Raw genomic sequence first — 13,263 nt, 5'->3', positions numbered from 1 at the left:
TGCTTGACCGCCCGCCGCCATTCGCGGACGGTCAGGCATGTTTCCAATTCGCGATCACAACCCGTCCGAACGAACCCCATACGTGACCTTCGCCCTCATCGGGCTGAACGTCTTGGTTTTTGCATGGCAATACGGCGTCCTGACGGACGTCCCGTCCAGCAATCAGTTCCTAATTGATTACGCCTTCTGGCCCAGCCAATTCGAAAACGGTGGCGGCAGGGTCGGCTTTTTCACGCATATGTTCTTGCACGGTGGCTTTATGCACCTTGCGGGTAACATGCTATTTTTATGGATATTTGGCGACAACATGGAAGAGGAAATGGGCCATCTCCCGTTTCTTGGGTTCTACATCCTTAGCGGCTTCGCGGCGGCCTATCTGCAATATCTCCCCAATCCGTCCAGCGCCATTCCAATGGTCGGCGCATCCGGTGCGATTGCAGGTGTCATGGGGGGCTATCTGCTGTTGTTCCCTAAAGCCCGCGTCGACGTGCTTTTGTTTTTCGTTATCATTGTGCGCATCATCCCGATCCCGTCCTTTATCGTGTTGGGTGTCTGGATGGCGCTCCAAGTGTTCAACGGGCTCGGAAGCGACCTAAACGGTGGCGGCACCGCGTATTGGGCGCATGTCGGGGGCTTTATCGCTGGCTTCGTTATGACAATCCCGATCTGGTTGCGCCGTGGATCAACCCGCTATTGGGACCGCACCGAGGGCCACCCGCCCCACCCTGAGGCAACCTACACGCGCTCAAACATTCCAGTCATTCGGAGGGACCGATGACCAAAGTAACCTGTCATTGTGGCGCAGTTGAACTGCGTGTCACCCTCTCAGACGGCCTGAACACAGCGCGGCGTTGCGATTGCTCATTTTGTCGGCGGCGTGGTGCGCCTGCCGTCAGCGTAAATGTGGGCGACCTTGAGGTTGTCAAAGGCGAAGAAAACCTGACGCTTTACAGTTTCGGCACCAACACCGCCAAGCACCATTTCTGCAAGATATGTGGGATCTATACGCACCACCAACGCCGCTCGAACCCGAGTGAATATGGGGTGAATATGGGTGGCATCGAAAGCGTGAACCCTGCCGAACATGAACCCATCGGCTGGCACGATGGAGTCAATCACCCGTCAGACCGGAAGGCATAGCATGATCAAACTAAATGCAGTTGCGGTGTCTTCAAAGGACATCACCAAGACGGTCGCGTTCTACAAATTACTTGGCTTTGAATTCCCTGAATTCGGCCCAGATGACAAACACGTCGAACCCATAACAAAACCCGGCGATGTGCGCCTGATGATCGACACTGCCGAGCTAATGGAACAGCTCACAGGGCATCCACCAACGCCGCCGAACCATTCCAGCTTTGCCATGTTGTGCGATACCCCTGCCGAAGTCGACGCCGTAGCCGCCGCGCTAAAAGACGCAGGGCACGTCCTTACGGTCGAACCGTGGGATGCCTTTTGGGGCCAGCGCTACGCGACGGTGAAAGATCCTGACGGATACCAGATCGATATCTTCGCAGAGCTTTAGGAAGATTTGTCGCGGATAACCTTCGAGAACTTTTCAAAGATCGGCTCAGCCGCGCAAATCACTTCGCCAGACTCAAGGATATCATTGGCTGGGTTAATGGATTCGACCATGCCGCCCGCTTCGCGAACGATGATCAGGCCAGCGGCCATGTCCCATGAATTCAAGCGACGTTCCCAGAAGCCGTCGTAACGGCCCGCAGCAACATATGCCAAATCAAGCGACGCGGTCCCCCAACGACGCACACCAGCACAGGTTGGCAAAATGCGTGCAAGGTCCTGCAATGTGGCAGGCAAATCGGTACGGCCAGCAAATGGCAAACCGGTTGAGAAAATGCTCTCGATCATTTTTGTGCGGCCAGAAACGCGCAGACGCTTTTCGTTCATCCATGCGCCTTCGCCTTTTTCAGCAAAGAACAGCTCGTCTTTCATTGGGTCATAAATGACGCCGATCACGATCTGGCCCTTGTGCTCAAGTGCAATGGAAACAGCCCAATGCGGCAGACCGTGCAGGTAGTTCGTAGTGCCGTCCAACGGATCAACAATCCAACGGCGTGTTGGGTCCGTGCCCTCAATCTCCGTGCCCTCTTCGCCAACGAAACCATAGGTCGGGCGGGCTTCCATCAGCGCCTCTTTGATGAGGTATTCTGCATTGCGATCGGCACGGGTCACAAAGTCTCCTGGGCCCTTGGTGGACACCTGAAGGTTCTCGACCTCACCGAAGTCTTTTAGCAACGCACGCCCCGCACGTCGGGCTGTCTTCATCATCACGTTGAGGTTTGCACTGGCAACCATGTCGATCTCCTTTGTGCGTTAACCCAAAATCGGTTTCGCATCAGTTCTGGGGGCGTATAGGGGCTGCTTCATTTACGAACAAGGGGGATGAATACGCAACTTAATTGCTATTCACCTTTAAGTTTAACGCATCACCCTATGATTGTATGGTTTAACCGCAACTAACGTCATTTGAGGCAATATGTTTCGATTACTTATACAAAAGAACCGTATGCATTACGCAGCAATCACGCATCTCGCGACGCGCGATTACCCATTGCAGTCTGTGACTGTCCTTTTCCTATGTGCGGTTTGCCACTACCTCGGACATACAACCTTGGCTGTGTTTACGGCTGTGTGGCTCGTGATTTCAAAGGTGTGCGCCTATTTCGTCTGCAAACGGCAAAGCCCCTTTGATCAGCTTCCGAAAGACTGGGCCTTGTTGGCGCTGATGGCTTTGTTTTTCGTCAACGCTATTCTTTATGTCGTGCCAGCGTTGGTCTTGGCATCTGATCCTTCCATTGCGATGAAACTATCGGCCGTTCTTTGGGTAATAGGTGCGCAAGTTTATGTAACGAACACGTGGTCAGGTGTTCCGACCTTCGTTTATACGATGCTGTTGCCGATTATGCTGCTGATGGTGATCGTATTTTTGCGGCTCGGCTCAACAGTTCCCGTTGCCTCAACGCTAAGCCATTGGATCGTGACCTTCGCCTTTGTGGGCCTTTTTATCTATACCTCAATCGATACCTTACGTGGGCATTTGGCGACCGAAGCTGCGCTAAAGAACGCGGAACGCACGGCCACTTCGCGGCTGTTACAACTAGAAGAAGCCCAGCGGATTGATGGTCTTACAGGTCTTCTCAATCGTCCGGCTTTCGATGTCGCATTACAGATCATGTTAGAAGACCGTGCACATGGCAACGGTGAGGTTGCAGTGTTTCTCGTTGATCTCGACAGCTTCAAACCAATTAACGACACCTACAGCCATGAAGCCGGTGATCGGGTCCTGATGGAAACGGCGACCCGCCTGCAAAAACATATCGGTGATTTGGGCATCGTTGGACGCCTTGGCGGGGATGAGTTCATTCTCGCCATTCAAATCGACAACGGCGTGGATGCATTGGGCATCGCAGAAACGCTTTACCAGAACATCGCTTTACCGGTCTTGTGGACCCAACACATGCTCAAGGTCACGGCAAGTATTGGCGTATCAACGACTGGCGCTAACCTGAGGACCGTCCCTGCCTTATGTTCGGCGGCCGACCAAGCAATGTTTGCCGCCAAGTCTTCGCCAAACCGTGCGCCCGTTTTATATGAAGAGCAGCTGTTCACCCCGCGTCTTTCAAGCGACGAAAAACAGGCGCTTGTCGACAGTATCGCGAATGAAACTGTTAAGCCGTATTACCAACCCAAAATCCACCTGCCGACAGGTGATATCATTGGATTTGAGGCGCTCGCCCGTTGGGAACACCCAAACAATACCCTGCGCCTTCCGTGTGATTTCTTGCGACAGATCAATGACCTCGGCTTGCAGGGTGATTTCATGATCAGCATTGCCTCGCAGGTTTTTCGCGATGTCGAAGCAATGCTTGAGCACGGACTGGACCCTGGGCAAGTGTCCTTGAACATCCCAGAAGTCGCGCTGGCGACCTACAGCGGCCGCCAAGACCTGCATCGTATTGTCGCCGCACGGCCCGCTTGTGCCAAACACGTCACCTTCGAGATTACAGAAGATGTCTTTATCGCGCGTGCAGCAGACATGATCCAAGCCTCCATCGCAAGTTTTCGTGACCTTGGCTTGCGCATTTCACTGGATGACTTCGGCACTGGTTTTGCCTCATTCGACCACCTGCGTCAGTTGGATTTTGACGAGTTAAAAATCGACACAAGTTTCGTCTCGGATTTGGGACAGGACAACACAGCCGACGTCCTCGTACGTGGCTTTCTGGATATCGCGTCTGGCCTTGGTGTCAGCGCAATCGCAGAAGGCGTCGAAACAGAAGCCCAACGCCAGCATTTGGCCAACATGGGTTGCTTGATCGCGCAGGGTTACCTTTTCAGTGCGGCGCTACCGTTTGATGAAGCCACGGCGCTCTTAACCACGAACCGACTGATTAAGCCCGCTGTAACTTAACCGCTTCTTGGCGTGCATGGCGCACCAGATGTGCGACATAAGGCAGTTCCGCTTCATCTTCGCGCACGGCCGCATAAAGACGGCGGGTAAGCCCTGTCTGCGTCAACGGTCGCGTCACATAATCAGACCCATAAGACGCCTGCCGCACGACCCAATCGGGCAACACCGCTACACCGCGCCCTGATGCCACAAGCAGTAAAATCACTGCCGTCAGTTCAACCTGACGCACATCGCGGGGTTCCACATGTGCTGGCGTCAAAAGCTGCGAAAACACATCCAAGCGCGATGGCTCCACCGGATAGGTAATCAGGGTTTCGGTGCTAAAATCGTCTGCTTCAATATAGGCTTTGCTTGCCAACGGATGGTTCTTCGCAGCCACAAAAACAGGCTCATAATCGAACAGCGGCAAGAACGTGACGCCCGGAATGTCTTCAGGATCCGAAGACACAACCAAATCAACCTGCTCTTTTTTCAACGCTGGCAGCGCATCGAACGCCAATCCGGGTCGAATATCGACATCCACGTCCGGCCACGCCTTGCGAAAACCCTCAAGCACTGGAAACAGCCACTCGAAACAGGCATGGCACTCAATGGCGATGTGCATGCGCCCCGCGTGCCCTTGAACCAGCCCAGAAAATTCAGCCTCCAACGCCGCAACTTCCGGCAATATCCGGTCCGCCGCCGCCAACAGCCGTTTCCCCGCCGCAGACAGCTTCAACGGCTTTGATCGACGCACGAACAATTCCACGCCGGCTTGGTCCTCAATCCCTTTAATTTGATGGCTCAACGCCGATTGCGTGATCCCCAAACTATCCGCCGCCCGCGCCAAACCGCCCATCTCGTGGATGGCTTTTATCGTGCGCAAATGGCGAAACTCGATGTGCATAACTGAACCAGCCTCATGATGTTCGTGAAGGTTATGAATTTGCCTCATGTACGCCAAACCGCCATAAGGATGCAACCTTACGGAGCACGTCCCCATGTCCAGCCCAGCCATTTCCTTTGAATTCTTCCCGCCCAAATCGGTACAGGCATCGTTCCGCCTGCGCGACTGCGTGCAGACACTGGCTCCACTGGACCCAACTTTCGTTTCCGTGACCTACGGTGCAGGCGGCACAACCCGCACGCTCACCCATGAAGCGGTCGATGCCCTTGTGAAAACCAGCGACCTCAACGTTGCAGCGCACCTGACTTGCGTGAACGCAACCCGCGCCGAAACATTGGCCATCGCAAAAGACTACAAAGCCGCAGGCGTAAACCACATCGTCGCCCTGCGCGGCGACCCGCCAAAAGGCTCCGACGGGTTTCGCCCACACCCCGAAGGGTTTGACGGCTCAATCGACCTAACCCGCGCCCTGGCTGATGAAAGCTTTGAAGTCACAGTCGGCGCCTATCCCGAAATGCACCCTGATGCCTCCAGCCAACAGGCCTGCATTGACCACTTGAAAGCGAAAATTGACGCCGGCGCGACCCGCGCCATCACCCAGTTCTTCTTTGAAGCAGACACATTCCTGCGCTTTCGCGATGCCTGCGCGGATGCGGGCATCACCGCTCCAATTATCCCAGGCATCCTGCCGATTGAGAACTGGAATGGCGTGCAAAAATTCGCCAACAGCTGCGGTGCGAACATCCCGCAAGTCCTACAGGACGCCTTTGCAAAAGCGAAAGATCCAGAAACAATCGACCTTCTGGCCACAGCCCAAGCAACCGAGCTTTGCGATGACTTGATGACCCAAGGCGTTGACCACCTGCATTTCTACACGCTGAACAAACCAGAACTGACCCGCGATATCTGTCACGCTCTGGGCGTTACCCCAAAACAAAGCCTTCAAAACGTGGCATAACCCACGGGCTTCTTTGGCTCAAAAATACTCAACGCGACACTGACAGCACAAACAGGCCCAGCGATGTGGGCTCACACCTGCCAAGCACACCAAACAAAACTGCACACAAGCCGCGCTTGTGTTCAATTTGGCAGCGCGAATTTGGCCTCTTTGGGGTGACGTTGCGCGACGCTTGGGTGGTAAGTTTCAGACGGATCACGCCCAACCACACGCGCACCACGCACAAAAAACATCTTCGACCAGCCCCGCCAACGCCCCATGGACGGTGCCGTTGGATCGGTCGGAAACCGTTTGGCCCAATCGGTTGGCAACGGAACCTCGCATTGCTCCAGCCGCTCTAACATCCAAACCAGCGACAAGTTCGCCAAGGGACGCGCGGCCTCATATCCACCAAGCTGCCCACCAACGTCGCCATGGGTGCCAGAAAACCAAACCTGCTCCATGTGGCCTTTCCATCCCGGCGGACAGGCCCAAAGCACCGGCGAATAGGCCTCGCGGGTCTCATCCAAAGCCAACGCATGAAAACCGTGTTTGATCGACCCGCCAAGCGCGTGGTTGTGAAACGCATGTTCTACCACCGACCATCGCCACAGAATAGGCAATCGAACCCCAAGCGCTTTCACGGTATCCCAAACGGCGACAGCCTCAATTTCCACCGCGGCGTGACAATGACGCTTGCGAAACGCTTCTGCCGCGACCCCGCGCCCGCCGCGTCGATAGTGACGATACGCCAATTGAACATTTCGCTCGGTCGCGCTGGTGGTCTTCACCAACCCAACAAGGTCAATCACCCCCGCAAGCGATCGCGCAGCGTAAGCGCCACGCGAATAACCCGCCAAAACAATGCGATCACCCACTTGGTAACGCGATGCCAACACGCCATAGGCGCGCTTGATTTGGCGGTTGATCCCCCGCCCCTGCATCACATCCAACGTCGCGCCCCAGTCTTTCCACTGGATGCCCGGCTCATAATAAATCGTCAGGTTCGCCCCGAGGTTCGCCGCATCGTTGGCTTCTTTCAGCAACTTATAAAGCTGCCCCGCATGGGTTTCCTCACCCCCATGAAGCGACGACATCGTGCCATCTAGAATGATCACATGGGTCGCTTGCCCGCGTTTACGCACGCCCGCCGTTTCATGTTGGCGTCCGCGCCCAAAGACGCTTTTTATCCAGTTGGTCAGCGCCATGCAGCGCCCTCTCTTTTGTGAACACGGCTTGCGATAGCGCGTTTGGGTGTCTCATTCATCGGGCCAATATCAACCTTAATGCTTTCAAAATCGCAACGCCTGCTTTGCATCCTTAGAACCTAATCGCCGTGCGCGGCAGGTCCAATCCCCTTTGCGTGAAATAACGAAGGCTTGTTTTTGTGTCGTATCGCGAAAGCCAACTCCAACACCACCAATTGCGCAATGACCAGCAAAACGCCACAGTAGCTGAGATATCGATCATCTGTTCAGAAAGCCAAGCTATGGATCACGTCAAATTCACCCAAATGAAAGACGGCGACGCCGAGGACTATGCCTTCCTGACCGAACACGAAATCGCCTATACCAAGGGCACCGCAGATCGCTTGCTCGGCGCGCTTGTTAGCCTTGATGAAAGCCTGTCGGGATATCAAATCAGCCGACTTGGGCACTCCCTTCAGGCCGCAACCCGCGCTGAAAACGACGGCGCAGACATCGACTGGATCGTCGCGGCGCTGCTCCATGACATCGGCGACATTTTCGCGCCCTACAATCACGACGAATACGCGGCCAGCATCCTGCGCCCCTTCGTGCGCGAACAAGTTACATGGGTCGTCGAAAAGCACGGCGATTTCCAACTGGCGTATTACGGCAACCACGTCGGCGCAGACCCCGACAAACGAAACGCCTACGCGGGCCATCCATATTTCGATGACTGCGCGACGTTCTGCGAACGCTGGGACCAAAACTCGTTCGACCCCGACTACACCCACAAACCCATCGAACATTTCGCCCCAATGGTCCGCGCCGTCTTCGCCCGTGAGCCCTATGACCCTGCCGTTATCCGCGAAAGGGAACGTGAACCACTTGTCAGGAGCTAATCCACCGAGCAATGAGGTTCAAAACAGGGTACACGCGTAGACGGAATTTCTGGGTAAGTGGTGCCTACATACGAGTCGATAGGAATATGTATTAACATGCACCCTGTTTTGCGGGGTTGCAGCCCATCCCGTTGCATCCCGAAGTTGTTTTGCAACGGGAAGTCCTAACAAATCGTTAACATCTGTTCATATTCCATTAACCGACGTCAAATTTTTTGGTTTCGGCCCGCTGCCGCTTTCCCTTTCCGTCCCCTTTGGCTATTTCATGCCCAACTTGATGAAAGGCACACCCCCATGCCAATGGAAAAGAAATTCGACGCAAGCGAGGCCGAAGCCCGCATCACCGAACGCTGGTTGTCAGGCGACGCCTTCGTCGCGGGCGCAAATGCCAAGCGTGATGACACCTACTGCGTCATGATCCCGCCGCCAAACGTCACCGGCGTTTTGCACATGGGCCACGCCTTCAACAACACGCTTCAGGACATTCTCGTCCGCTGGCACCGCATGCGTGGGTTCGACACCCTTTGGCAACCGGGTACGGACCACGCGGGCATCGCTACGCAGATGGTGGTGGAACGCAAACTGGCCGAAAACGGTGAACCCAAACGGGTAGAACTGGGCCGTGAAAAGTTCCTTGAAAAGGTCTGGGACTGGAAGGCTGAATCCGGCGGCCAAATCATCAACCAACTGAAACGCCTCGGCGCGTCTTGCGACTGGTCCCGCGAAGCCTTCACCATGTCCGGCGCCCCTGGTGCCCCCGCCGACGCGCAGGGGAATTTCCACGACGCCGTGATTAAAGTCTTCGTTGAGATGTACAACAAAGGCCTGATCTATCGCGGCAAGCGCCTCGTGAATTGGGACCCACATTTCGAAACCGCGATCTCCGATCTTGAGGTTGAGAACATCGAAGTCGACGGCCACATGTGGCATTTCAAGTATCCGCTCGCGGGTGGTGCCACTTATGAGTACGTCGAGAAGGATGAAGACGGAAACGTAATACTTAGCGAAACGCGTAACTATATCTCAATCGCGACGACGCGCCCCGAAACCATGCTCGGTGACGGCGCTGTTGCGGTGAATCCAAAGGATGAACGTTACGCGCCAATCATCGGAAAACTATGTGAAATTCCCGTTGGCCCGAAAGAGTCGCGTCGCCTGATCCCGATCATCACCGATGACTATCCAGACATGGAATTCGGCTCCGGTGCCGTAAAAATCACCGGTGCGCACGACTTCAACGACTACATGGTCGCCAAGCGTGGCGGCATCCCGATGTACTCCCTCATGGACACCAAAGGCGCGATGCGCGCCGATGGGAAGCCCTACGTTGAAGAAGCGGCAACCGCCCAAGCCATCGCCAATGGTGAACAGGAATTTGACGAGGCGATGATCGCCGCGATGAACCTTGTGCCCGAAGCATACCGCGGCATGGATCGCTTTGAAGCGCGTGATGCGGTTGTTGCCGACATCACGGCCGAAGGCCTCGCCGTCATGCACGACGTCACCCGCACCGTTAAGAATGATGACGGTGAAAAGGTGGAAATCACCGAGACCGTCCCGATGGTCGAGAACAAGAAAATCATGCAGCCGTTTGGCGACCGCTCCAAGGTCGTCATCGAACCCATGCTCACGGACCAATGGTTCGTTGAAACCGACAAAATCGTAAAACCCGCGCTGGACGCGGTTAAGGACGGGACCGTAAAAATCCTGCCTGAATCTGGCGAGAAAACATACTACCATTGGCTCGAAAACATCGAACCATGGTGTATCTCCCGCCAGCTCTGGTGGGGCCACCAAATTCCGGTTTGGACCGCGATGGTTCCGACCCTAGACGGTCAATTCGGTACGTGGAGTATCGGAGTTGGGGAAGGCATTTCTCGCGAAAAAGCCAAAAAGTTTCTCGACGAAAACAAGTACGACGAAGAAGCAATGGGTGGCAAGCTTACCGCCGGCGGAATGCTAACAATGGATTTCTGTGCCGCCAGTGTTGAGGAGGCTCAAGCACAGATCTCAAAAGTCTGGCAGGAAAGAATGAACGTAGTCCCACAAACGTTCGCAGAACTCGAAGGCGACCCCGGCGATTGGTATCAAAACCAAGATTTGGTGCTACCTGACGACAGTGGGTATCAAGCGATACCGATGTGGCGCGACCCCGACGTCCTCGACACGTGGTTCTCCTCCGGCCTCTGGCCCATCGGCACGCTCGGCTGGCCCGAAGAAACCGATGAACTCGCGAAATACTTCCCGACCTCCGACCTCATCACAGGTCAGGACATTCTATTCTTCTGGGTCGCGCGGATGATGATGATGCAGCTGGCTGTCGTCGATCAAATCCCGTTCGACACCATCTACCTCCACGGCCTCGTGCGCGACGCCAAGGGTAAGAAGATGAGCAAATCCACGGGCAATGTCATCGACCCGCTCGATATCATCAACGAATACGGCGCCGATGCCCTGCGCTTCACCAATGCGGCGATGGCCTCCCTTGGTGGTGCGCTGAAGCTCGATACACAACGCATCGCGGGCTACCGAAACTTCGGTACAAAGCTTTGGAATGCCTGCCGTTTCGCTGAAATGAACGGCGCGTTTGGGCAAGACGCTGTATATACGCAATCTATACAGGATATATACGCAATAAATACGACCCAATCCGTTAACAAATGGATCATTGGCGAGACGACGCGCGCATTAACAGACGTTAACGCCGCCCTCGACAGCTACCGCTTCAACGACGCCGCCGACACGCTGTATAAGTTCGTTTGGGGCAAGGTTTGCGATTGGTACGTCGAACTCTCCAAGCCGCTGTTGATGGACGGATCAGACGCAGAAAAGCAGGAAACTCAGGCAGTTATGAACTGGGTCTTGAACCAATGCCTGATCCTGATGCACCCGATTATGCCCTTCATCACCGAAGAGCTTTGGGCGCTGGATGGCAACGAAACCCTGTTAACACATCAGGACTGGCCAGAGTACGGCGCAGACTTGATTGACGAGGTGGCTGACGCCGAGATGTCGTGGGTCATTCAAGCCATTGAAAACATTCGCTCAACCCGCGCTCAGATGAACGTTCCAGCGGGGTTATACGTACCGCTAATCCAAACAGAAGCGGATGATGCTGCCAAGACGGCATGGGCCAACAACGAAGCCCTGATCAAGCGCCTCGCACGGGTTGATGATCTGGCCGTTGGGGATGCCCCAAAAGGGTCCATGATGGTCGGCACCAAGGGCGCGACCTTCGCCTTGCCACTGGCCGACATCATTGACGTGGATGCGGAAAAAGCCCGCATTACCAAGTCGTTGGGTAAAGTTGAAAAAGAAGCAGGCGGTTTGCGTGGGCGTTTGGGCAACCCCAAGTTCGCAGAAAACGCGACAGTGGAAGTGGTGGCAGAAGCCAAAGCCAACCTCGCCCTGCGGGAAGAGGAAATCGCGCAGCTGACGGCCGCTTTGGCGCAGCTGAACGAAATCTAAATGAAGGGGTGGTCTTAAAAGACCACCTTTTCGACCGCCCGCATCATGCCAAGCGATTTATCGTAGACCAGCGTCAAGATACGACGGCCAGATCCACTGCGTGCCAGCGGGGCGACACCGCGCACGCCAATGGCTGCACCTGTCGTCGCTAAAAATCCACGTCTCGTAAGTTTGGGCATCTAAATGTCCTCCTCTAATATAGGTGGTCGTTGCGTTAACCCTTTTCAAAGGGGAACAGACACACCAAAGTCCCCGCATGACCAAAGATACAGAAAACGACCCACGCCTGACGCCACTGGCGGCGTCCCTGCCTTCAACTGTCCCCTTCATAGGACCAGAAGCGCAGGAACGCGCCAAAGGAACGCCGTTTAAGGCGCGACTTGGTGCGAACGAAAGCGTGTTTGGTCCGTCGCCAAGCACCATCCGTGCCATGCGGCAAGCGGCCAAAGATGTGTGGATGTATGGCGACCCGGAAAGCCACGACCTGCGCATGGCTCTAGCCGTGCATCACGTTGTTAATCCTGATGAAATCGTCGTTGGGGCGGGTATTGATGGGCTGCTCGACAGCCTTGTGCGCCTGACGGTTACCGATGGCACGCCGGTTGTGACCAGTGCCGGTGCCTACCCGACCTTCAACTACCATGTCACGGGCTACGGCGGCACGATCCACACGGTGAACTACACCGCTGATTTTGAAGACCCCGACCACCTTATCGCCAAGGCGCGCGAAGTCGGGGCGAAGCTGATTTACCTTTCTAACCCTGACAACCCGATGGGCACTTACCACACCGCGGCAACCATACAGCGTATGATTGAAAGCCTTCCTAAAGGCTGCCTCTTGGTGTTGGACGAAGCATATGTCGAACTGGCCCCGAAAGGGACCGCCCCTGCGATAAACACCAAGGATAGCCGCGTGATCCGTATGCGTACCTTTTCAAAGGGGTATGGTATGGCAGGTGCGCGGATTGGATATGCTGTGGGGCATAAGACATTGATTTCGGCCTTTAATCGCGTGCGCAATCACTTCGGTATGGGGCGTATTTCACAAGTTGGCGCACTTACCGCGTTAGAAGATCAGGCATGGCTGGAAGATGTCTGCGAACAGGTCGAAGAGTCGCGTCAGCGACTTTATGAGATCGCCACTGAAAACGGGCTGGAAGCGATCCCGTCCGCCACCAATTTCGTCGCGATTGATTGTGGGAAAGATGGCGCCTTCGCGCGCACAGTTCTTACAGCGCTTGGCGAATTGGGTGTGTTTGTGCGGATGCCGTTCGTTGCGCCGCAAGACCGTTGCGTCCGAATTTCATGCGGTACGAAAAAGGACATGGCCCTTGTGGCGAAAGCCTTGCCAAAAGCGTTGGCGCAAGCCCAAGCCGCGGTCGACACACAAAAGGTTTAGGTGATTTTTCACAAAAAGCGGTTACGATAGGCGGAATTTCTGCTGGAGACCGCTA

At 55.2% G+C, this 13,263-nt stretch carries 12 protein-coding genes; 8 read left to right on the top strand and 4 right to left on the bottom strand.

Going from position 1 to position 13,263, the window contains the following annotated elements:
• The first annotated feature begins 37 nt into the window (after positions 1-37).
• The 3 genes from OSB_RS04150 to OSB_RS04140 are packed head-to-tail and all read left to right on the top strand — an operon-like array spanning position 38 to position 1,525.
• Positions 38-778, top strand: a complete 741-nt coding sequence (locus tag OSB_RS04150; RefSeq protein ID WP_049833799.1) for a rhomboid family intramembrane serine protease — start codon at positions 38-40, stop codon at positions 776-778.
• Positions 775-1,140 (top strand): GFA family protein, encoded by a 366-nt coding sequence (locus OSB_RS04145; protein ID WP_049833798.1) that lies wholly within the window; start codon positions 775-777, stop codon positions 1,138-1,140. Before OSB_RS04150 ends, OSB_RS04145 begins: the two co-directional genes overlap by 4 nt.
• Before the next feature lies 1 nt (position 1,141).
• Positions 1,142-1,525 (top strand): VOC family protein, encoded by a 384-nt coding sequence (locus OSB_RS04140; protein WP_074202186.1) that lies wholly within the window; start codon positions 1,142-1,144, stop codon positions 1,523-1,525.
• Here OSB_RS04140 and OSB_RS04135 read toward each other — a convergent pair.
• On the bottom strand, positions 1,522-2,316 hold the full coding sequence (locus tag OSB_RS04135) for an inositol monophosphatase family protein (RefSeq protein WP_049833796.1): 795 nt from the start codon (positions 2,314-2,316) through the stop codon (positions 1,522-1,524). The two genes, OSB_RS04140 and OSB_RS04135, sit on opposite strands and share 4 nt — an antisense overlap.
• A gap of 211 nt (positions 2,317-2,527) precedes the next feature.
• On the opposite strand from OSB_RS04135, the gene OSB_RS04130 reads away from it, so the two are divergent.
• Positions 2,528-4,432, top strand: coding sequence for a putative bifunctional diguanylate cyclase/phosphodiesterase (locus OSB_RS04130; protein WP_049833795.1), 1,905 nt, complete (start codon positions 2,528-2,530; stop codon positions 4,430-4,432).
• On the opposite strand, the gene OSB_RS04125 is transcribed toward OSB_RS04130, so the two are convergent.
• Complete coding sequence (locus OSB_RS04125) at positions 4,413-5,318, bottom strand: LysR family transcriptional regulator (protein ID WP_049833794.1); 906 nt, start codon at positions 5,316-5,318, stop codon at positions 4,413-4,415. The two genes, OSB_RS04130 and OSB_RS04125, sit on opposite strands and share 20 nt — an antisense overlap.
• 94 nt (positions 5,319-5,412) lie before the next feature.
• Here OSB_RS04125 and metF point away from each other — a divergent pair, with 94 nt between their 5' ends.
• Positions 5,413-6,276 (top strand): methylenetetrahydrofolate reductase [NAD(P)H], encoded by an 864-nt coding sequence (gene metF, locus OSB_RS04120; RefSeq protein WP_049833793.1) that lies wholly within the window; start codon positions 5,413-5,415, stop codon positions 6,274-6,276.
• A gap of 122 nt (positions 6,277-6,398) precedes the next feature.
• Here the strand turns inward: metF and OSB_RS04115 are convergent, their stop codons facing one another.
• Entirely contained in the window at positions 6,399-7,463 is a 1,065-nt protein-coding gene (locus OSB_RS04115; RefSeq protein WP_049833792.1) for a DUF2235 domain-containing protein, read from the bottom strand.
• Between the two features lie 281 nt (positions 7,464-7,744).
• On the opposite strand from OSB_RS04115, the gene OSB_RS04110 reads away from it, so the two are divergent.
• Both OSB_RS04110 and OSB_RS04105 read left to right on the top strand, forming a co-directional pair.
• Positions 7,745-8,341: an HD domain-containing protein gene (locus OSB_RS04110; RefSeq protein ID WP_049836037.1), complete on the top strand. Its 597-nt coding sequence runs from the start codon at positions 7,745-7,747 to the stop codon at positions 8,339-8,341.
• 294 nt (positions 8,342-8,635) lie between these two features.
• The gene (locus OSB_RS04105; RefSeq protein WP_049833791.1) at positions 8,636-11,809 is read left to right on the top strand and encodes a valine--tRNA ligase; all 3,174 of its coding nucleotides are present in this window, start codon (positions 8,636-8,638) and stop codon (positions 11,807-11,809) included.
• Positions 11,810-11,823: 14 nt separating this feature from the next.
• Here the strand turns inward: OSB_RS04105 and OSB_RS04100 are convergent, their stop codons facing one another.
• Positions 11,824-11,988, bottom strand: coding sequence for a hypothetical protein (locus tag OSB_RS04100; protein WP_049833790.1), 165 nt, complete (start codon positions 11,986-11,988; stop codon positions 11,824-11,826).
• Between the two features lie 77 nt (positions 11,989-12,065).
• On the opposite strand from OSB_RS04100, the gene OSB_RS04095 reads away from it, so the two are divergent.
• Entirely contained in the window at positions 12,066-13,208 is a 1,143-nt protein-coding gene (locus OSB_RS04095) for a pyridoxal phosphate-dependent aminotransferase (protein WP_049833789.1), read from the top strand.
• The last annotated feature ends 55 nt before the right edge of the window (positions 13,209-13,263 follow it).

Source organism: Octadecabacter temperatus (genome assembly GCF_001187845.1).
Taxonomy (GTDB): domain Bacteria; phylum Pseudomonadota; class Alphaproteobacteria; order Rhodobacterales; family Rhodobacteraceae; genus Octadecabacter; species Octadecabacter temperatus.
This window is presented reverse-complemented; position numbering and strand designations above follow the sequence as displayed.